Source organism: Sphingobium sp. CECT 9361, assembly GCF_918741285.1.
GTDB lineage: Bacteria > Pseudomonadota > Alphaproteobacteria > Sphingomonadales > Sphingomonadaceae > Sphingobium.
Genome location: NZ_CAKKNC010000001.1, coordinates 1,092,911 through 1,112,988, shown reverse-complemented (window position 1 = coordinate 1,112,988; position 20,078 = coordinate 1,092,911). Strand labels below are relative to the sequence as shown.

Sequence of the window (20,078 nt, the reverse complement as noted above, 5' to 3'; positions counted from 1 at the left end):
CCGCCTTTTTCGGAAGGGAGGGAAAATTGCCGGACGCACGATCTGTCGCACGTCCGGCCCGCCATTATTCCGCAGGCATCCGGTGGAGCGCACACAGCTTGTTCCCGGCAGGATCGCGCAGATACGCCAGGTAGAGCTTGCCCATCGAGCCTTCGCGCACCCCCGGCGGATCTTCGCAGGCGGTGCCGCCATTTGCCACGCCTGCCGCGTGCCATGCATCGGCCTGTTCGGGGGACTCCATCGCAAAGCCGATGGTGGCTCCGTTGCCGTAACAGGCCGGTTCCCCGTTGATGGGCTTGGTTACCATAAAGACGCCCGTCGGGGTCATCCAGATTAACCGACCCTTGGGGTCTTGTTGACCGGATTTGGCGCCCAGCACGCCCAGTGTCGCGTCATAAAACCTCTTGGATGCGTCCAGATCGTCCGAACCCAGCATGATATGGCTAAACATAGATTTTTCCTACTTTCGCTTTGTGAATTACAGGACCAACTCAGGCTGCGTTGCCATCGCTTCGATCAGGGGTCTTTCCTCCTCCAGGACCGATGCGAACGCCGGCCGAGTCTTCAGCATATTCAACCACCGGCACAGTCGCGGATGAGTCGCGCTATCCATCGGCGGACAGCAATAGGCCAGGTTGATCAGGGGCGAGGCGACGGCAATGTCCGCAAGGGTCAGCCGGTCCTCGATCAGAAAGCCGCTGTCTGGCAGCACGCCCTCGATATAATCGAGCAGGCGCGGCAACTCGTTGCGCTCGGCTGCGTCGGCGGCAGCCAGATCGCCCGAAATCTTCATAAACTTGGGGGCCACTATCCTGTTGAAGAATATCTTTCCGCCTGTCGCAAACAATACCGTATCCGCGAATTCATCGAACCAGACCGCCCGCGCTCGCGCCTTTGCTTCCGTCGGGATCAGGTTCGGCTCAGGATACAGCGTTTCAAGATAATGGACGATCGCACTGCTGTCGCTGATCGAAAAATCGCCATCGACCAGTGCGGGAAACTTGCCGAAGGGAGACGCCTTGGCGAATTCTTCGCCGCCAATACCCAACCCGGCGGGTCGCAGCTCAAAATCGATGCCCTTTTCCTCTAAATAGAACAGCACCTTGCGTACGAACGGCGACGGCCGCATGCCATAAAGGATCATCGTCTCTCTCCCTGAGATTCCCTGGTCGGATGGTGCAATTCTATTCATTGCGTTGCAAAACACAACCAATATTGCCGGTGAAACGATCGCCGCCATCCGCGACAGACACAAAAAAGGGGGCGGCAAGGGACCGCCCCCTTTTCTAAAGATCAGTTACGCAGGCGCTGTCAGAAACCTACGCGCAACTGAACCCGTGCCGAACGTGGTGCCTGGAAAACCAGTGGCGAACGGTAATTTGGGTTGACGTTGCCGCCGTCGTCTTCGCCGAATTCGTCGAAGTCGAGCGCCGACTTGGAATTGAACACGTTGAACACATCGAAGCGAATGCTGGCGTCGAAATCACCCGGCACCTGGAACGCGGCGGTCAGGTTGACCTCCTTGCGCCAGTCGCTCTTGAACACGGTACCGCGTGGCACCAGAGCACCCCCGCAGAAGTTACCGGCTGCGCCATAATCCGCCGCAAACTGATCGACCGATGTCGGCACGACGCCGATGCAGCCGAACTTCTTGGGCGACTGGATGAACGCATTCACACCCAACGTAACAATGTCGTTCACCTGATAAGACCCATAGACCTTGAACGAGTGACGACGATGGCCCGGCAGATAGCCGTAGGAGCCAAGCGTCAGGCCCGGCTGGTCGAAGTCCTGCGTGGCGCCGGTATCGGCCTGCCCCACATCGGATTTTGCGCCCCCTTCGTAGTTACCCTTCAGGCTCGCCCAGGTATAGGAGCCCGACAGACTCCACTTGCCGTCGAACTCCCGATCGAAGGTGAAGGTAACTGCCTTGTACGTGCGCTTCGCCTTGGGATAGCCGAGTTGCTCGGCGGTGAAGTCCACTACCGGCGTCGTGCCATCGGGCAGGCCCAGCAACTGGATGCTGGCATCCTTGCCGGGATTGACGAGCACATACTGGCTGAAGCCGGTATAGATCTGCCCGCAATCGTCGGCGCTGAAACCCTGCGACGTGCAATAGGCCAGAGCCGCCTGGTCGATCGCGACGTCTTCCAGCACTTCGCCCAGCTTGCGATAGGTGAAGTTGAGGCCCAGCTTGATCCGCGGCCCGAACCGCCTTTCCACGCCGAAGCTGTATTCATCCAGCGATTGCGGCTTCAGGCCTTGAGCGATGAAGGCCGTGGGATCGGTAATTTCCCCGTTGCCAGTGACCACACAGTTGGCAACACCTGTATCTGGACATGGGCGCGCATTGGCGACGCTCAGCACCGGTGCGCCCAGTATCGGCGTGCCATCCGCGTTCACACCGTCGAGCACGTTAAACCGCGTGTAGTCCAGTTCGCGCCCTGCCCCGCGAATATTGGTGTTGGCGGCGATGGGTACGAAATACCGGGAGAAGGTGCCGAATATCTTGGTCCGTCCGTCACCTGCCGGATCGAAGGTAAAGCCCAGACGCGGTCCCCACTGATCACCCGACTCGTAGAACGCGTTGCCGGCGGCGTCCTTGTTGGTGAACCGGTCGTTGCGGATACCCAGTTGCAGCGTCAGTCGGTCGTCGAACAAGGACCAGCTATCCTGCAGATAGAAGGCTTCGTTGCGGGTGCCGAAAGACCCGCCATTCTCGAACGTCCGGGTCTGAACATACTCGGTGCCTACGGGCAGGCCAGTACGGTCCGTCGCACTGGTGACACGCAAATAGGTCGATGTGCCACCGCCGAGACTTGCCGAAATCTGCTTCGCCGTCAGGTCTTCGCGGTCATAGCCACCGCGAATATGGTGCGACCCGAACAGGTTGAAGTACAGATCGACGTCCGCACGATAGAATTCGCGCTTGTCGTCATTGGTCACGACCGACCCAACCGGATTGCCGATTTCGCTCGCGGTGCCGCTGCGCTGATCGATGATCCGCGGATTGACGGTATCGAGCGGCAGCGTGCCTGCACGGTTCTTGTTGACGCCATAGGCAGCCGACAGCGTGACCCAGGGGGCAAAGGTGCCGGTGTAGCGACCGACATAGTTCTCGCCACCCGCACGGATACGGCTGCCGCCTACGGAAGCGCCCCGCTCATTCGTGTCGGAATTATAGATGGTCGTGTTGGTGTTGGTGATCTGGGTCGTATTGAAATAGGTGCCTTCCAGGCGATGCCCATCGGTTATGATCGCGTCGATCTTGCCGCCGTAAAACGGGCTGGTCGTCCGCTGCCGCGTGGACCGGTTGCCCGCCGCGAACAGGTTGCCGTCATCATCGACGGCGCCGGTCGTCCCGTTTTCGACGGTCGAATCGCGGAAATTGTACAGGCCATAGAAGAACAAACGATCCTTGATGATCGGGCCGCTCAACTGGAATACCGTGTCCGTGCGATTGGTGTAGTCGCCGTCATTGTCCGCCTGATAACTGTTGGGCGCATCGTCTGTCAGCGAATTGGGTTCCCAGTTGAAGAGGACGCTGCCGTGAAACTCGTTGGTGCCGCGCTTGGTGGTTGCGTTGACTACACCGCCGGTCGCCCGACCGAATTCCGCCTGGAAGCCGCCGGTCTTCACTTCGACCGTTTCGTAGAAATCGAACGGCACCGACACCGGCGCAAATCCCTGCCGGAATTCAGTGATGTTGAGGCCGTTCACATAATAGGCGTTTTCGGTGAAGGACGAGCCGCTGATGCTCGACTGATTGGCAAAGGCGCTGTTCGACCCTGAACTGCCCTGTGTCGTGCCCGGTGCGAGCAGGATGACCTGATTAAGCGAGCGAGAGACTGGAATCCGTTTCGACAATTCTCCCAGATCGATCACTGCGCCAGTTGTGGTCCGATCGAAATCGGCAACCTGGACGCGTGCGCCCGTCACAACGATGGCATCGCCTCCATCAGCGGCCGCAGCATTGCCCGCCGGGCCATTAAGGCGGAAAGTGTTGCCGCCGCCGCCTGCCGATAAGGTGACGGCCGGATCGGTGAAAGGTGCTTGGCCGGGAGCAGTAATCGTGAAGCTATAGCTGCCCGGCGGCAGAGCCGGAATGCGGTAAGACCCGGTATCGTCCGTGGTTGCCGTGCGCTTGAAACCTTGCGCATTCGACGTGATTTCGACCGTCGCGCCACCGATGCCATTGCCCTGTGCGTCGACCACGCGGCCCGACGCGGACACGTTGGTATAATCCTGCGCAAATGCCGCCGTCGGCATCGTGGTGGACAGCAGGGTGCCGCCGCCCAACACCATCATCGCCTGAAGCACCGAACCGGTGCGCAGGAGGTTGCGGCGCATGTTGTGAATTTTCGTCATTGTCCCTCGCATGAAATGCGGGGTGGCCTTTGCGACCAACCCTGTTGTTTCAGTGTTCAGGAAGGGGCCGACACCCCGCATATTCCCGAACGCCATGCGCAGGACCGTCGCGATAAAGCGTTCGAGGGAAATGATATTACGGTAAATGTTACGCCGGGTTTTGCGCAACATGTTGCTTATTTATGACAGGTGAAATCGCTTGGAAACATTCCAGCGCAGGCCAGAATATCCGGACGACTGCGCATCAACCTTCAACCATTGCTAATCATCGGCGTAGCTTTGCATCGTCGGCCGACCGTCTAAAAACCGAGGAACATAGAACGCGGCTTTAACGTCTTATTGGGGTCGGAGGTCGTGATGCCCTGCCTCCGACCCCTTGCCTCGTTTCAGGTCAGACGGATCGTCAATTCGACTTCGTCGCCAAACGGAATGGACATATATCCGCTCTGGGGCGCCCTCACGCGCTCCAGATAGGCAGGGCAGTGATCGGCATTATCGGCCACGATCAGGGCGCCGGGGCGCAGCCGGACCTCCACCCGGTCGAGTATGTCGGAATATAGCGCTTTCGCCCCGTCAAGCAGAAGTAGGTCTATGCTCTCGGGCAGATCGGTAGCAAGGGTCTCCAGCGCATCGCCCTCTCGAAACTCGACGAGGTCGTCCAGCCCGGCGGCGATGAGATTGTCCCTGGCGCGTGCCAGCTTTTCGGGTTCGAATTCGCTCGTGATGAGCCGCCCGCCACCATTGTCACGCAGGGCTGCCGCAAGATGGATGGTGGAGATGCCGAACGATGTCCCGAACTCGACGATTGAGCTGGCACCTGCAATGCGGGCGAGCATGTAGAGGAGCCTCCCTGTTTCCCGCGACACGGGAAGCGCGAAGTCCTTAAGCGCGCCATAAAAGGCGCGATATTCGGTGCGGCTCTGCATTAGCCGCGCGCTTTCCTCCGCAGAGACATTCGCGAACGCGAGACTGGTCTGGGGACTGGTCGCATCGGCTTCTTCGAAAAGCCGGTCGAGGAGGGGGACGACGGGGATTTCGGTCAGGGTGGACATAGACAACTCCATTTAAGGTGCGGCGTTCTTGCGCGGCTCCAGAAATACGAATAGTTCGTCATATTTGCTATTCGCATTGGCGGGAGCAAGCATGACAGAAGCCCGAAAACCCCTGATTTCCTCACGCAAACAGCCCAAGCAGGCGCGCTCTTCAGGGCTGGTCACTGCGGTTCTCGAAGCGGCTGTTCAGGTTTTGATGAAGGAAGGCGCACAGCGATTTACGATGGCTCGGGTCGCGGAGCGAGCCGGGGTGAGCGTGGGTTCGCTCTATCAATATTTCCCGAACAAGGCGGCTATCCTCTTCCGCCTGCAAAGCGACGAATGGCGTCAGACTAGCAACCTGCTGCGGGCCATTCTCGAAGACAAGCAAAGGCCGCCACGGGAAAGGCTGCGCATTCTGACGCACGCTTTCTTGCGGTCAGAGTGTGAAGAGGCAGCGGTACGCGGCGCGCTGAACGATGCGGCCCCTCTCTATCGCGACGCGCCAGAAGCGATAGCAGCAAAAACGTCCGCCCACGCGGCAATTTCGCAGTTTATGGAGGAAGTATTGCCACACAGATCAGATGCTCAACGGGCGCTGGTCGCCGATCTTTTGAAGACGACATTGAGCCAGGTGGGAAAGCACTTTTCCGAAACGCCGCGCGCCGACGCCGAAATCGACGCCTATTCGGATGCAATGGCGGATATGTTGAGCGCCTATCTGACGGTATTGTGCTGATAAGTCGCACACGGTATGCGGCTCACCCCTGCGCCGGGCCCGATGGCAGCACGGGCGAAGCGACAGCCTCTCGCTGTCGCCACGCCCCCTCAAAATTGCGCCCATGCCACGCAAAAATCGCATGGGCACGCAGGAAGAATGGTGACAGCGCTATCGCAGCCACCGGCTATGCTGGCCCGACAGCGCGTATTACAGCGCAAACCCTACGCCGATGGTAACGCGAGCGTCATCGTTGCCGCGGCCCCAACGGCCACGGCCAGACACGTAACCCGAAACCGGGCCGTCGCCCATCGCAATGCGTAGTTCGGCGAAGGCCGTATCGCGCTCGGTATCGCCCAAAGAGAGCAATGCCGAACCCATGCTGTGCTCCGCACTGGCAAGGCGCACCGCTGCGCTTTTGTCGCCACTTTCCTGTTCGAAGCTATAGCCGCCGCGGATCGCCGGGTGGATCGCGCCGATATCGACGCTCAGTTCGCCGCCCATGCTGATCGTAGCTTTCTTGAAGCTGCGATCGGCGTAAACGATGTTGGAAACCGACGCGCCGCTTTCGGTGTAGCCGTCCAGGTCGAGGTCGGTGTAATCCACAGCGGCAAATGGCGTGACGCCGACACGGCCCACGGGAAAACGCCAACCGATTTCTCCGCTCACGGCCCAGCCTTCACCCTTGGTCTTGCCAGTTGCCGTTTGACCGTAGGCCGAGGCACGCCCGATCTCCCTGAACTTCACGTCGCCGAGCCACGCCGCCGAGATTTGCGCATAGATGCCCATCGGCAACGACGCGCCAGCATAAGCGCCGACCGTCCATGCATCCGCGTCCAGTGGTGCGCCATAGGCCAGTTTGCCGTCCATTTTGCGGTAGCCGCCCATGACGCCAACACGGACGCCAGTGCCCAGCGGCACATCTAAACCCAGCGTAGTCCCCATGGTATCGACGTCGAGTCCCGTCAGCGGGCTGGCACCAGCACCGATCTTGCTCCAGTCCCCGTCCATCCAGAGCTGCGCCCGGGGGCGGACCCCCTCCGGCGCCCCTACGCTGCGCTGTGCATTGAGAAAGCGCATTGCTGGCTGCGTCGCGGTCATGCCCAGGCCGTTCATCGCCATGCGCGTGCCATAGAGGACGTCCGGCGCCATCGCGTTCATCGCTGCAAGCGCCTGCGGATCTACATAGGTAGGCAGCGTCAGCCGATAGACCAGCAGGATGCTGTCATTGTTCCCCGTGCCATCCAGCGCACCGGAAGCGGAGGACACGCCGTTGAAGCGGATGTTGGTCCCCTGGAAGTCATTGTCATTGCCAACGAACAGAAAGAAGTCCTGCGGCGCATTTTCTTCCAGCACGGGCGCCAGCGCCATCGCTTCCCACTTTTCGCCGATCGTGGTCGCATTGGTACGGGGGAGCCGAGTTATATTCATGCCGACGCGCGCAAGCTGCGTCGGGTTCAACATGTTGACCAGTTCGACTTGCTGAACCGGCACGATGGCGGGGATCAGAACGCCGTTACTGGCTATCGGGGTGGTGCCGGTTTCATATGGCGTTCCGGCGAGGTTGGTGGCCCCGGTCGTATCGACCAGGAGGACGCTCTTGAACAGCGGCGTGGTGCTCGTGCTCGCGTTGGCGGCGACACCGCGGCCCAGACTGTCGCGGGCAAGCACAAGAAACTGGTTATCATTCAGCGCCAGCATTTCCGATTGAGCAGCCGTACGATCGGGTGCGCCGCCCGACCCGTTGTTGTTCAGAACCGGCAATTGCAGCACATAATGTCCGACCGGGTTGGTCGGGATGGCGTTTGCGCTGATATCGTAAACCAGAATGCGCGTATTGCTGCGTGTCTGCTGATTGGCGCCATTGGTATCCTGCACCGTCGCCGACTGCAGGATGGTCACCAACTTCTTGTTGTCCGGCGTGATCGCCATCGCCTCCAGGCCCTGGTTATTGCGGCGGCCGGTCTGGCCAGGCGTGGTGCTGTTGAAGTTGATCGCCCCGTTAGTGCGCGGCAACAGCGCAGGTACCGTTTGAATGGCGCCGATCTGCTTCCCGGTCGCGTCGAAATAATAGAGCCCCGCTGCATATTCATCGGAAACGTAGAAAGTCCCGTCCGGCCGGAAAGCAATGGCCTCTGCGTCCAGGCTGATGTGGCCGGCAGCCGTGCCATCTGTCGCGCTGGGATAGACGATGCCCGCCCGGGTAACGGTTTTCGCACCGGGATCGCGGCCGGTCATTTCGATCCCGTCCGTGTCCTTTAAGGTGAAGCCGCCGGTCGGGGTGATCGTCAATTGGCTTTGCGACGAAGGCAATTGCGGCAGGATCGCGGTGCCGTTCAGCGGCGTAAAGGCAATATCATGGGTGTGAACGCGATTGCGATAATCGATCGCGCCATCGAACGGGCCGCGGTCGGGCAAGGTTGCGATGCTGCTCGTATAGCTCCCGTTGGAATTACGCCGCCAGGTCGACAGGTTCATGGCCATGCCCGAAAAGCTGCCAAGGGTTTCATTGCGGAAGTCGAGCGCATTCGCGTCCAGCCGACCGGCACCGGTCAGCCCCTTGTTGGTGAATGTCTTCCCACCGAGCGTGACGCTGCTTGCGCCTTCCACATTCGTGACGTTGGCCGTTCGGATTTGCGCAGACTGCGCAAAAGCTTGGCTCGCTGTAAACAGCATACCGGTCGCTACCGCCGCACCACATACGGTCGAATAAAAGCCCCAAATCTTCATGATACCCCCCACCACGAAACGTGATGGACGTGCTGCTAAGTGACGGATGTTACGGTTTCAGGGCAGTATGATGAAAGTTCGATGATGATGCTCTGCCTTCGAACAGGCATGAAAATCATAGCAGGCGAAATCAACGGCCTAGGCGAATTTATAAATCAACTTGCGAACGTGGCCAAATCGATAAGGACAGGTCGAGAAGAGGCTTAAGACGCGCGCTATCCCATGTGACGTCCTCTTCCTCAGTCCGCGAACCTCAAAGCGCTCAACGTGGGGCTGGAACAGCACTGCTGGGCATTGTGGACTTGGGAATTGGCCTGATCGCGTTGATCCGTATCAGTCGTCCGACACGGTGCTCGTCAAGATCGAGGCCGACCGCTGGGCTTGATAGGGCGCGCCCCCTCAAAGGGCGATTTATCCCTCCGCCGCCATCTTGTATTTCAATCCCAAAGCCTGCGACAAATTCTTCAGCCGCCGTTCCACCGCTTCGCCGTACAGGTCCGCGTGTCGCGCAGGCAGAACCAGGGTCAGCGTTTCGCTATCCGCGTCCAGCCGACCGCCCAGTAGCGGCCCTTCGACCCCACCCGAAAGCCGCTGACCCAGCCTGATAGCCATGCCCCACAACGCCGCCCGCCGTAGCGCGTCCGGCGCCGCCAGCCGCGTCAGTTCTTCCGGCACCTGCGTCCCGCCGCCGAAATTGCTGTGGAGCGCCTGCGCCAGCATTGCCCGACCTTCGACATCGATACCGACCCAGTTGCCATGCAGCGCGATTTCCACGCCCCGCTGCGACCGGAAATCGGGGTTTGCGCGCCATCCGACATCGGCCAGCAGGCACGCCGCGCGCCGTATTCGCCGCCACTTCGCGCCATCCTCCAGAAACAATGGTGCGATCCAATTTTCGATCAGGTCGCCATGCCCCGTAAAGCGCCCCTGCGCTTCGCCCTCGGCTTCAACCGCGACCAGCAGCGGGTCTTCGTCGCGCACAGCCTTGGGCAGTTTCTCGAAAAGCAGGCCTTCGCGCAGCCCATAGGCTGACACTACCAACGTGCTGCTCTTTAACTGCCGCACCATCACGGACAGCAACGCCGCTGCTCCCGGCAAAGTGGGAATGCGCGTCCCGGTCAGTCCCGGTATGTCCTTCAGCGTCTCGCGCTGCATATGGCTCACTACGCGCACCAGACGCGCTGCCCGATCCGCGGGCATCTCATAATGGTGGATCACCGGCAGCGCGAATTGGTTGAGGTGCATGTCCAGCCGTGCCAGCGACCGCCATGATCCGCCCACGAGGTAGAAGGGTAGACCCGGCTCGATCTTGTCCCACCCGGATTTCTTCAGCAGCTTTTTAACGTAACGATCCAGCGCGCCCTGCCCCTTGGCCCGCACTTCTGGCAAGCGCAGCACACCCAGCGGCAGCGAAGTAATCTCATGCACTTCGCCATCGCGAATGCGTACCAGCTCCAGACTTCCGCCGCCCAGATCGCCGACGATACCATTGGCGCCAGGGATGGCCGACAACACGCCATAGCCGGAAGCCGCACCTTCCTGCGCACCGCTCAGCAGTTCGACCTTCAGGCCCAACGCAGAAGCCCGACGGATCAGTTCCCCGCCATTGTCCGCATCACGCACCGCCGCGGTTGCAACGCATCGCAAAGACGCAACGCCCATTTCCTCGCACAGATGCCGGTACCGGGCCAGCGCAGCCAGACTGCGCTTCATGGCACCCGGCTCGATCATGCCGGTCTTGCCCAGCGAGGCCCCCAGCCCCGCCATGACCTTCTCGTTAAACAGGATAAACGGAATGCGCCGCGGGCCATCGTACACCACAAGGCGCACGCTGTTCGATCCGATGTCGATAATCGCCGACCGCGTTTCGATCGACGTGGCCGTATCTCCGCGCGTCGCGGCCGCACGGATCAGGTTAAGCATCGATGCCATGGATCAGCTACGCCGACGCAAGCTGAGGGTTGGAACCGCATCGCTGCTCTGCATGGCAGCACCGCGCCCGGACAGCGAAGGATTGGTCATGAAATAGCGATGCAGGTTGAATGGACGTTCGCCCGGCTCCAGCCTGTGATAGCGTCCATCGCTATCCAGTTCCCAGCTTTGTTCATTGTCGATCAGGTTCGCGACCATCACCTGATCGAGAATCTGATCGTGCACCGTCTCATTCTCCAACGGCAGCATATACTCGACACGCCGATCAAAATTGCGCGGCATCCAGTCCGCCGAGCTGATGAATACCCGTGCGCCGTTATTGGGCAGCGGCTTGCCGTTACCGAACACCGTGATGCGGCTATGTTCCAGGAAGCGCCCGACGACCGACTTAACGCGAATATTCTCCGACAGTCCGGGCACACCGGGGCGCAGGCAACATATGCCGCGCACGACGAGTTCCACCTGCACGCCTGCATTGCTGGCGGCGTAGAGCTTCTCAATAATCGCAGGATCGACGAGAGAGTTCATCTTCGCCCATATCGTACCCGGACGCCCTTCGCGTACATGCACGATTTCCGCGTCGATCAGATCGCACAACTTTCCGCGCAGATCGCGCGGCGACATGATGAGACGCTCCAGATGCTGCGGCTCGACATAGCCGGTGATGTAATTGAACAGCGACGCTGCATCGCGCCCCACCCGCGGGTCGGCGGTGAAGAAGCTGAGGTCGGTATAAATCCGCGCAGTTACCGGATGATAATTGCCCGTGCCGAAATGGCAGTAGGTACGGAACTGCTCGCCTTCGCGCCGCACGACCATCGAAATCTTGGCATGCGTCTTCCAATCGATGAAGCCGTAGACGACCTGCACTCCAGCCCGTTCCAGCGCGCTGGCCCACAACAGGTTCTGCTCCTCATCGAATCGCGCCTTCAATTCGACGACGGCCGTGACGGACTTTCCCGCTTCTGCAGCGTCGATCAGCGCACGGATGACAGCGGATTGCTTGCCCGCGCGATACAGTGTCTGCTTGATCGCCACGACATCGGGATCATCCGCTGCTTGTTTCAGGAACGCGACCACCACGTCGAAACTCTCATAGGGGTGGTGGATGACGATGTCCTTGGCCCGAATCGCGGCAAAGCAATCCCCGCCATATTCACGGATTCGCTCCGGGAAGCGCGGCGCATAAGGCTCGAACTTCAGATCGGGGCGATCTTCGTCCACGATCCCCGAAAGATCGCCGATCCCCACGAACCCGTCGATCTCCGCGATGATCGATTCGTGCCCCTGCAACATATCCTGCAGCATGTCCTCGACCGCCGCAGGAATGCCTGCCTCGACTTCCAGCCGTATCACGCGACCGCGACGACGCCTTTTGATAGCGCTGCGGAAATAGCGGACGAGGTCTTCGGCTTCTTCCTCGATCTCGATGTCGCTGTCGCGGATGATGCGGAAGACACCGCTATGCTTCACGCGATAGCCAGGGAACAACTTGTCGCAGAAGCGACGAATCACCGCCTCCAGCGCCATGTACCGCGCCGGTTCGCCAGGCACGCGCACAAACCGCGCGAGCGTCGCCGGTATCATCACCAGTTCGCGGATCGGCTGTTTGTCCGAAAGGCGCACCAGATCGAAAACGATCGACAAACCCTGATTGGGGATGAACGGAAAGGGATGCGCAGGGTCCAGCGCCTGCGGGGTCAGAATCGGGAAAATTTGCGTGAGGAAATGGTTGGACAGCCAGCTATCGGCCTTTTCGCCCAAGCTGACATCGCTTGCCGCGACTTCGATCCCGACAGCCGACAATTCTTCATGCAGTATATGCCAGACGCGCTGCTGCGCGGTCATCAGGCGATCTGTCTCCTGCGCGATTGCCGTCAGTTGCTGCGCGGGTGTCAGGCCGTCCGCAGAGCGCAGATCGACATCCTGCAGCTGCTGCCCCTTCAAGCCGGCAACGCGAACGGAGAAGAACTCATCCAGATTCGCACCCGAAATCGACAGGAACCGCAACCGCTCCAGCAGAGGATGCGCGGGGTTCATGGCCTCTTCCAGGACTCGCTGGTTGAAGCTGAGCCAGCTCAATTCACGGTTAAAGTATCTCTCTGGCGCTGCGGCCAAAGTTGCGGACGGATCGACTTCGGCCAAGGAGGCTTCCTTTTGGGTCACTGCGATATCTGGTTTCACGAGGCTCTCCGCAACTATGGTTCCGGGTCGGACCAGACTATAGGCAGAAAACCTGCGCTTTGCAGGGTCTCTTTAGCGAATGGCACGGAAATCTTTCGTCCGTGTGAAAGGGACGCAGCATGAAGGCACGCGATCACTTCGGTAATGGCAGCATAGCTGCGCTCAATCCGACGATGCAGCCAGTCGGGCAGATCCGGCGACCACAAGGCGGCACCACGCGCAAGCCCACTCTCGATCAACGCACGGACAAGGGCATCGTCGGGCTCCTCGATCCGTACATGCGGCACGGCGGCCAGACGAGAGCGCAAGTCCGGCAAAGCCACCGTCCATCGCTGCGGAGCAGCATCGGCAATCATCAGCAAGGGCCGTCGATCCAGTTGCGCCCGGTTCCAGGCGTGGAATAAAATCTCGTCCCCTGCCCTTTCCGCGTCATCGATCACATTGCCGCCGGACAGCCGCACAAACTGCCGTCCCAGCGTCGATCGACCGGATCGGGGCGGGCCGGAAAGCACACTCACCTGCACAGGCCAGTCGTGCCATCCCTCCAGATGACGCACCGCACGCGCGTTTGCGTCGCTCACGATAAAGCCATCATCCGCCGAAGCGTTCTGGTCACTCCAATCGAAAGGCAGGCTGATCTGGCTCATTGCCCCGTAGCCGGGGCCGCTCCCCGACGGCTGATCCGCAACGTATTGCCCGACGCGGACACCGTGTATCCACGCGACTGAAGCGCCGCGCGAAGGGCGTCTGCCGTGCCATCATATGTCACCGCCATGACGGACGTCCCGCCAAGCGCAAGGCTGGTGGTCGCTGCCGAACGGACGCCGGGGATACCGCGCAGTGCGGTCTCGCTCTGACTTACGGAAGTGGCACTCGGCGTGTCGTACTGGATCGAGAAACTCGCGGTCGTTGCAGTCGTCGCCGGAACGTCGATCACATCCACCGGCGCATCGCTGGCATTCTCGATGGCCAGAGCGTCCTCGTCTACCGGCTCCTCAATGATCAGCGACGGATCGGGTCGCAACGTGCCTTCCAGCAACGCTTGCGTATAAAGGCCATCGATCCGCTGGATGGCCTGATCGATCATCTGCGGGACCGCCGCTTCGTTCGAGGCGCGCAGAGAAAAGCCGCCGATCAGCGCATTGTCCGGCCCGTAGCGCGCAGTAAACCGCCCGGTGACTGGCCCGCCCGGCCATGCCCGTTCCAGCCGCGCAATGGGCACGACGACATCCGCCGCGCCATATTGATCCAGCAATACACGCCACCAGTTACGGCTGCGACGTCCGGCCTGCGCAGCGTTCAGCAGCAACGGATCGGCGGCATTGCCCGCAACGCGCACATAATCGATGGCACTGTCGCCCGTGCGAAAACGTGCCCAGCCCTTCTGCCATTCGTTAATCGTCTCATAGGAGGTCGCCGTGCCGCCTTCCCAAAGGATGGGAATCACCAACAACGGCGGGGAACGCATGGAGCGGCTCTGCACGCCCAGTATCTGCCCGGTCCGCGCACGGTCGAACAGCACGCCCAGCGTCGCGACATAGCGGGTCGGGCCAGCCTGTTCTGACTGTATCTCGATACCCGACACAATGGCTTCAAGCTGAGAATCGGAAAGCCCCGGTGCCGTTGTCCCGCCATTGGTGCGGTTCCACAGCATCTTCCACGCCAACCGCTGCGCCTGCCGCCAGCCAGCATAGCGTGCCGCTTCGGCATTGGCGGCAGCAACGTCGACCTTCACGCCACTCACTTCGAAATCGCCGCCGCTGGCGATGGGCGGAACGCCTCTCTCGCCTTCGATTTGCGCGACCAATATCGCTGCGGCGAGCCCAAGCAGCAGCAGGATTACGATATGCAATGGGCGAATTTGGGGCATGGTCAGGGTCACGGCGCCCTTTTGACGGCATTTGCCGACGAAGCCAAGAGCCAAGTCCCTTGATAAAATCGCCCAAATGACTAGGCGCTTGTCCACATGAGCGACGACACATCCTATAGCTATGCCCAGGCGGGCGTCGATATTGCCGCTGGCAATGCCCTTGTCCGCGCAATCGCGCCGCTGGCCAAGGCGACACGCCGCCCCGGCGCAGATGCCGAGCTTGGCGGGTTTGGCGGTTTCTTCGACCTTAAGGCCGCGGGCTATACCGATCCGCTGTTGGTCGCAGCCAATGATGGGGTCGGCACGAAGCTGAAACTCGCCATCGATCATAATCGCCACGACGGCGTAGGCATCGATCTCGTCGCCATGTGCGCCAACGATCTGATTGTGCAAGGCGCCGAGCCGCTGTTCTTTCTGGATTATTACGCCACCGGCAAGCTGGAAAGCGGCGTTGCCGAGCGCGTCATTGCAGGCATCGCGGAAGGCTGCCGGATTGCAGGCTGCGCGCTGATTGGCGGCGAAACGGCTGAAATGCCCGGCATGTATGCACCGGGCGATTATGATCTGGCAGGGTTCTGCGTTGGCGCAGTGGAACGGTCGCAGGCGCTTACCGGATCGCGGGTCGCTCCCGGCAACGTTCTGCTAGGCCTGGCGTCGTCCGGCGTTCATTCCAACGGTTTCTCCCTCGTCCGCCGCCTCGCCGCTGACAAGGGGTGGAAGCTGGATCGTCCGTCGCTGTTCGACAATGAAGTGCTGTTGATCGACGCGCTGATGGCGCCGACCCGCATCTACGTCAAATCCTTGCTGCCTTTGGTGCGCAGCGGAAAAATCCATGCGCTTGCCCATATTACCGGCGGCGGCCTTCTGGAAAACATCCCCCGCGTTCTGCCCGAAGGCAGCCATGCCGTTGTCGATGCCGATGCGTGGGAACAGCCGCGGTTGATGGCCTATCTGCAGGCCCAGGGGCATATCGAGCCGGAAGAGATGGCGCGCACGTTCAACTGCGGCATCGGTATGGTGCTGGCAGTCGACGAATCGGAAGTTGCCGGGGTGACCGCAGCGCTGACCGAAGCGGGCGAAACCGTGTACCGCATCGGGCAAGTCGAAGCAGGCGAAAAGGGCTGCACTGTTCGGGGTTCTGTAGAAACATGGAGCGCCAAAACGGCATGGGTCGCAACGCATAAGGGATGATGACTGTCCGCCCGCATGCCGTATGTTGGTGAAGTCATGAGAGGCGTTTCCCGGATGACCAAAGCCAAAGTCGCCATTCTGATTTCCGGTCGCGGATCGAACATGATGGCGCTGCTCTATGCCGCCAAATTGCCGGACTGTCCGTACGAAGTCGTCCTCGTGGCATCAAACGATCCGGACGCCCCTGGCCTTGCGCTGGCCGCTGCGGAAGGCGTCCCGACCTTCGGACGTAGTCACAAGGGGCTGGATCGCACCAGCTTTGACGCAATCATCGATGCACAACTCAAAGAGTCCGGAGCCGACTATGTCGCGCTCGCAGGCTACATGCGTATCCTGTCCACCGAGTTTGTTCAGAAGTGGGAAGGTCGGATGCTCAACATTCACCCTTCCTTGCTGCCGAAATACAAGGGGCTAGATACGCATGCGCGCGCTATCGCTGCAGGGGACAGCCACGGCGGCTGTTCCGTCCATCTCGTCACCGCCGAATTGGACGATGGCCCGGTCCTCGGCCAGTTGCGCATCGCCATTCTGCCGGAAGAAACCGCAGAAAACCTCGCAAATCGCGTGGTCTTTGCCGAACATCAACTTTACGCCCGCGTTCTGGCCGACTTCGTAAGTCGCGAACGCAACCCCGAATGGCTATTGGGCAAAGTGCGGGAACTGGCGCTTGCCCTACCCGAAGCGAACGAAAAAACTTCGCATGGCAGCCCCGGCTTCTTCGTCGAGGGCGGCAAGTTCTTCGCATACTTCAGCTACGACCATCATCATGACGGCATTATCGGATTGCTCGTCAAATCGAGCGGGGTGGAAGAGCAGGCCATGCTGATCGAGCGCGATCCCGATCTCTATTATCGCCCTGCCTATCTTGGCCCATCCGGCTGGATCGGCATCGATCTGGGGAGTGGCAGTATGGATTGGGAGCATATCGGCGAATGGCTGCGCAAAAGCTGGCGCTTGTCAGCGCCCAAGCGCTTGACCAAAATGCTGGATATCGCCGACCAATTCTAAGCCAAAGGCCGCGCCATCACCTTGTCGTAAAAGGTTTGGGCACCAACCGTAAATCGCCGGTCGCCAATCATGTCGAAACCCATCTTGCGGTAGAACGCGATGGCGCGGTGGTTTTCACCATATACACCCAGCAACATGCGCTGCTTTCCCATCGCTGTCGCGGCTTCAACAGCACGTCCGACCATCTGTTTAGCCAAACCACCGCCATGATAGCGTGAGAAGATATAGATGCGCTTGAGTTCGACATCCCCCGCAACCGCAAGGTCGATGTCAGGCGTCGTCAATACCTGATAACCGATTGGCGCCTGGGTGCCGGGCAATTCCGCCAGCCAGCATCGCGTATCAGGATCGCCGAGCAGCGTTTCATAATAAGCGACGCCATGCGGCCCCTGCGCATGCGCAAGGAGATTCGCAGCATCGATGCTGTCACCGAATGTCTCAAGAAAAGTAGCGCCGCCGATGAGCGAGAGAATCGCGGCATCGGCGGCGTCACATGCCCTTATGCAGGGCGCAGTTTCGACTACGTCGCGCAAATCAGCCGACGATTTCTTCCGGCTTGAAGAAATACGCGATTTCGGTCGCGGCATTTTCTTCGCTGTCCGAACCGTGGACGGAATTGGCTTCGATCGATTCGGCCAGTTCCTTGCGGATCGTGCCCGCATCGGCATTGGCAGGGTTGGTTGCGCCCATGATGTCGCGGTTGCGCTTCACGGCGTCTTCGCCTTCCAGAACCTGTACGACCACAGGACCGGAAATCATGAAGGACACCAGATCGGCGAAGAAAGGACGTTCGCTGTGAACGGCATAGAAGCCTTCAGCCTGTTCCTTGGTCATCTGGATGCGCTTTGACGCGACGACGCGCAAACCGGCGTCTTCCAGCATCTTGGTGACGGCACCGGTCAGGTTGCGGCGCGTTGCGTCCGGCTTGATGATCGAGAAAGTGCGGGTCGCGGCCATGGCGATAAAACTCCGAAGATATATGGGGATTGGGTGGGCGCGCTTTAGCGGCGCAATGCGAATGTCGCAAGGTTGTTAAACGTCATGCATCCTGCAACCATTTGCCGCCCTCCTGCCGGAAGAAACGCGCTTCCACGCCTTCCCGCCCACGAAGCGCACGCCAGCTTTGCCGTGCACCGTCGATGGTCAAATGATCGAAGAAGTAAAAAGCACGGTCGAAGCCCAGAACTTCCTCGCGCCAGGTTCCGTCAGCCAGCGCAACAAAGCGCGCCTGATTGGTTGGTTCGCAGATCTCGGAAAGCAGGATTGGCTGTAGCGCGTCATTGCTTTCGTCGGCTTCAGCATGCGCTAGGAAGCTCGCCGGATCTGCTCTCCAAAGCCCTTGCGAGATTGCTTCCCTTCGCTCAGCCTCTGCCGCAACCACCAGCAGCCGTTCACCGGTGGCAAGCACCTTCGCCGCAATCGCGGGAAGCACCTTGTCCACCGGATCGCGGCTCAACTGATAGAAGTCGACTTGCATTACATCTCGAACTTGTCGGCCACCAGACGATCCAGCAGGCGCACCCCATAGCCGGTCGCGCCCTTGTCGCACACCGGGCCGGGCTTGTCCGCCCACACCATCCCGGCAATGTCGAGATGCGCCCATTTCACGCCTTCGTCCACAAAGCGCTTGATGAACTGCGCCGCGGTGATGGACCCGGCAAAACGCGGTCCGATATTCTTCATGTCGGCAATCGGGCTGTCGATCAGCTTGTTGTAAGCATCGGACAACGGGAAGCGCCAGAGCGTCTCGCCTGCGGCTTTGCCTGCCGCGATCAGATCGTCGGCCAGACCGTCGTCATTGGCAAACAGCCCGCCGTTCTGATCGCCCAGCGCGATCATCATTGCACCCGTCAGCGTGGCGAGATCCACGATGACATCGGGCGCGAACTGCTTCTGGGTCCAGGTGATCACATCGCAAAGGACCAAACGTCCTTCTGCGTCCGTATTCAGAACTTCGATGGTCTGCCCCGACATAGATGTGACGATGTCACCGGGCCGCTGCGCGTTACCGTCGGGCATATTCTCCACAAGACCGCAGATCCCGACCACATGCGCCTTCGCCTTGCGGCCCGCCAGAGCCTTCATCGCACCCGCAACAGCGCCAGCGCCGCCCATGTCCCATTTCATGTCTTCCATGCCGGGGCCAGGCTTGATGGAGATACCGCCGGAGTCGAACGTCACGCCCTTGCCGACGAAAGCAACCGGCTTGGCTTGTGCGCCGTTCGTCCCGTCCCAGCGCATGGCGATGATGCGCGGCTTGCGCGCCGACCCCTGCGCTACGCCCAGCAGGGAACCCATGCCCAGTTCGGTCATCTGCGCTTCGTCCAGCACCGTGATCTCGACGCCCAGCTCGGTCAGATGCTGGCATCGTTCCACGAAGCTTTCGGGATAAAGGATATTGGCCGGTTCCGACACCAACTCGCGCGTGAAGGCCACGCCATCGGCCACGGCGGACAGTGCCGCCCATTCCGCTTCGCCAACGCCGTTCACGACGGTGATCGCCGTAAGAGTAGGCTTGGCCTTTTCCGGAAGGCGCGTGCGGTAGGTGTCGATCCGCCACCCGCGCAAGCGCGCACCGAAAGCCAAACGTGATGCTGCGGCAGCGCTGGCGGCCATCGGGAATTCTACTGCCGCATGCGTCGCGCCCGAAGTGGCCAGTCGCGCCGTCAACGCGCCACCCGCCTTCTCGATGTCAGCATCGCTGCCATTGCCGGTGCCAAGAAGGACAACCCGGACAGTCTGGCCCGCCTCTTCGACGAAACTCTCGAAGGTTGTCCCCGCATCGCCTGAAAACCGTGCAGCACGCGCGCCATCGACCAGCGTCCGCGATGCCGCAACGCCTACAGAGGTAAGCCCGTCCTTGGGAACGGCAAACACCAGCGTGTCGGCATTTGTGGGGCGGGACGGGCTGATCTTGATGTCCATCAGGGTCATTCTTTCCATGAGCAAACAGGGGTGCCAACAACCCGATATGGGATATTCTGGCAAAGGGATAGGATGGTGAGATAGTGCGCGCCGGTCGCTGTGGCAAAGCGCTTCATGTAAT

General features: G+C 60.4%; 16 protein-coding genes. 3 read left to right on the top strand and 13 right to left on the bottom strand.

Going from position 1 to position 20,078, the window contains the following annotated elements; genetic code table 11:
• Positions 1-64: 64 nt before the first annotated feature.
• The 4 genes from LQ220_RS05140 to LQ220_RS05125 all read right to left on the bottom strand — a co-directional run bounded on the left by LQ220_RS05140 (position 65) and on the right by LQ220_RS05125 (position 5,420).
• Positions 65-451: a VOC family protein gene (locus LQ220_RS05140; protein WP_230187180.1), complete on the bottom strand. Its 387-nt coding sequence runs from the start codon at positions 449-451 to the stop codon at positions 65-67.
• Positions 452-478: 27 nt separating this feature from the next.
• Positions 479-1,144 (bottom strand): glutathione S-transferase family protein, encoded by a 666-nt coding sequence (locus LQ220_RS05135; RefSeq protein WP_230187179.1) that lies wholly within the window; start codon positions 1,142-1,144, stop codon positions 479-481.
• A gap of 167 nt (positions 1,145-1,311) precedes the next feature.
• Positions 1,312-4,368, bottom strand: a complete 3,057-nt coding sequence (locus tag LQ220_RS05130; RefSeq protein WP_230187178.1) for a carboxypeptidase regulatory-like domain-containing protein — start codon at positions 4,366-4,368, stop codon at positions 1,312-1,314.
• Between the two features lie 386 nt (positions 4,369-4,754).
• Entirely contained in the window at positions 4,755-5,420 is a 666-nt protein-coding gene (locus tag LQ220_RS05125; RefSeq protein WP_230187177.1) for an O-methyltransferase, read from the bottom strand.
• 91 nt (positions 5,421-5,511) lie between these two features.
• On the opposite strand from LQ220_RS05125, the gene LQ220_RS05120 reads away from it, so the two are divergent.
• A complete protein-coding gene (locus LQ220_RS05120; protein WP_230187176.1) occupies positions 5,512-6,138 on the top strand; it encodes a TetR family transcriptional regulator in 627 nt (208 codons plus the stop codon).
• Between the two features lie 189 nt (positions 6,139-6,327).
• Here LQ220_RS05120 and LQ220_RS05115 read toward each other — a convergent pair whose 3' ends face one another.
• The 5 genes from LQ220_RS05115 to LQ220_RS05095 all read right to left on the bottom strand — a co-directional run bounded on the left by LQ220_RS05115 (position 6,328) and on the right by LQ220_RS05095 (position 14,833).
• Positions 6,328-8,847 (bottom strand): esterase-like activity of phytase family protein, encoded by a 2,520-nt coding sequence (locus LQ220_RS05115; RefSeq protein ID WP_230187175.1) that lies wholly within the window; start codon positions 8,845-8,847, stop codon positions 6,328-6,330.
• A gap of 411 nt (positions 8,848-9,258) precedes the next feature.
• Complete coding sequence (locus tag LQ220_RS05110; protein ID WP_230187174.1) at positions 9,259-10,779, bottom strand: Ppx/GppA family phosphatase; 1,521 nt, start codon at positions 10,777-10,779, stop codon at positions 9,259-9,261.
• Positions 10,780-10,782: 3 nt separating this feature from the next.
• Entirely contained in the window at positions 10,783-12,924 is a 2,142-nt protein-coding gene (locus LQ220_RS05105) for an RNA degradosome polyphosphate kinase (RefSeq protein ID WP_230187270.1), read from the bottom strand.
• 53 nt (positions 12,925-12,977) lie between these two features.
• Positions 12,978-13,610, bottom strand: a complete 633-nt coding sequence (locus LQ220_RS05100; protein WP_230187173.1) for a chromosomal replication initiator DnaA — start codon at positions 13,608-13,610, stop codon at positions 12,978-12,980.
• Positions 13,607-14,833, bottom strand: a complete 1,227-nt coding sequence (locus LQ220_RS05095) for a heavy-metal-associated domain-containing protein (protein ID WP_230187172.1) — start codon at positions 14,831-14,833, stop codon at positions 13,607-13,609. Before LQ220_RS05095 ends, LQ220_RS05100 begins: the two co-directional genes overlap by 4 nt.
• 96 nt (positions 14,834-14,929) lie before the next feature.
• Between LQ220_RS05095 and purM the strand changes: the two genes are divergently transcribed.
• A complete protein-coding gene (gene purM, locus LQ220_RS05090; RefSeq protein ID WP_230187171.1) occupies positions 14,930-16,024 on the top strand; it encodes a phosphoribosylformylglycinamidine cyclo-ligase in 1,095 nt (364 codons plus the stop codon).
• 54 nt (positions 16,025-16,078) lie between these two features.
• Positions 16,079-17,032, top strand: a complete 954-nt coding sequence (gene purN / locus LQ220_RS05085; RefSeq protein WP_230187170.1) for a phosphoribosylglycinamide formyltransferase — start codon at positions 16,079-16,081, stop codon at positions 17,030-17,032.
• Here purN and LQ220_RS05080 read toward each other — a convergent pair.
• The 4 genes from LQ220_RS05080 to LQ220_RS05065 form a co-directional block, all read right to left on the bottom strand.
• Positions 17,029-17,565 carry a GNAT family N-acetyltransferase gene (locus LQ220_RS05080; RefSeq protein WP_230187169.1) on the bottom strand — a complete coding sequence of 179 codons (537 nt, stop codon included), beginning with the start codon at positions 17,563-17,565 and terminating at the stop codon, positions 17,029-17,031. The two genes, purN and LQ220_RS05080, sit on opposite strands and share 4 nt — an antisense overlap.
• 1 nt (position 17,566) lies before the next feature.
• Positions 17,567-17,989: a nucleoside-diphosphate kinase gene (gene ndk, locus LQ220_RS05075; protein ID WP_230187168.1), complete on the bottom strand. Its 423-nt coding sequence runs from the start codon at positions 17,987-17,989 to the stop codon at positions 17,567-17,569.
• Between the two features lie 82 nt (positions 17,990-18,071).
• Positions 18,072-18,509: a DNA polymerase III subunit chi gene (locus LQ220_RS05070; RefSeq protein ID WP_230187167.1), complete on the bottom strand. Its 438-nt coding sequence runs from the start codon at positions 18,507-18,509 to the stop codon at positions 18,072-18,074.
• The gene (locus LQ220_RS05065; RefSeq protein ID WP_230187269.1) at positions 18,509-19,957 is read right to left on the bottom strand and encodes a leucyl aminopeptidase; all 1,449 of its coding nucleotides are present in this window, start codon (positions 19,955-19,957) and stop codon (positions 18,509-18,511) included. The genes LQ220_RS05070 and LQ220_RS05065 overlap by 1 nt, the downstream gene beginning before the upstream one ends.
• Between the last annotated feature and the right edge of the window lie 121 nt (positions 19,958-20,078).

What these genes read in the sequence shown, in the direction of transcription:
- LQ220_RS05070 (WP_230187167.1), bottom strand. Translation starts at nt 18,509, where the DNA reads ATGCAAGTCGACTTCTATCAGTTGAGCCGCGATCCGGTGGACAAGGTG.
- LQ220_RS05130 (WP_230187178.1), bottom strand. Translation starts at nt 4,368, where the DNA reads ATGACGAAAATTCACAACATGCGCCGCAACCTCCTGCGCACCGGTTCG.
- purM (WP_230187171.1), top strand. Translation starts at nt 14,930, where the DNA reads ATGAGCGACGACACATCCTATAGCTATGCCCAGGCGGGCGTCGATATT.
- LQ220_RS05125 (WP_230187177.1), bottom strand. Translation starts at nt 5,420, where the DNA reads ATGTCCACCCTGACCGAAATCCCCGTCGTCCCCCTCCTCGACCGGCTT.
- LQ220_RS05140 (WP_230187180.1), bottom strand. Translation starts at nt 451, where the DNA reads ATGTTTAGCCATATCATGCTGGGTTCGGACGATCTGGACGCATCCAAG.
- LQ220_RS05110 (WP_230187174.1), bottom strand. Translation starts at nt 10,779, where the DNA reads ATGGCATCGATGCTTAACCTGATCCGTGCGGCCGCGACGCGCGGAGAT.
- LQ220_RS05095 (WP_230187172.1), bottom strand. Translation starts at nt 14,833, where the DNA reads ATGCCCCAAATTCGCCCATTGCATATCGTAATCCTGCTGCTGCTTGGG.
- LQ220_RS05100 (WP_230187173.1), bottom strand. Translation starts at nt 13,610, where the DNA reads ATGAGCCAGATCAGCCTGCCTTTCGATTGGAGTGACCAGAACGCTTCG.
- LQ220_RS05135 (WP_230187179.1), bottom strand. Translation starts at nt 1,144, where the DNA reads ATGATCCTTTATGGCATGCGGCCGTCGCCGTTCGTACGCAAGGTGCTG.
- purN (WP_230187170.1), top strand. Translation starts at nt 16,079, where the DNA reads ATGACCAAAGCCAAAGTCGCCATTCTGATTTCCGGTCGCGGATCGAAC.
- LQ220_RS05065 (WP_230187269.1), bottom strand. Translation starts at nt 19,957, where the DNA reads ATGGACATCAAGATCAGCCCGTCCCGCCCCACAAATGCCGACACGCTG.
- ndk (WP_230187168.1), bottom strand. Translation starts at nt 17,989, where the DNA reads ATGGCCGCGACCCGCACTTTCTCGATCATCAAGCCGGACGCAACGCGC.
- LQ220_RS05115 (WP_230187175.1), bottom strand. Translation starts at nt 8,847, where the DNA reads ATGAAGATTTGGGGCTTTTATTCGACCGTATGTGGTGCGGCGGTAGCG.
- LQ220_RS05120 (WP_230187176.1), top strand. Translation starts at nt 5,512, where the DNA reads ATGACAGAAGCCCGAAAACCCCTGATTTCCTCACGCAAACAGCCCAAG.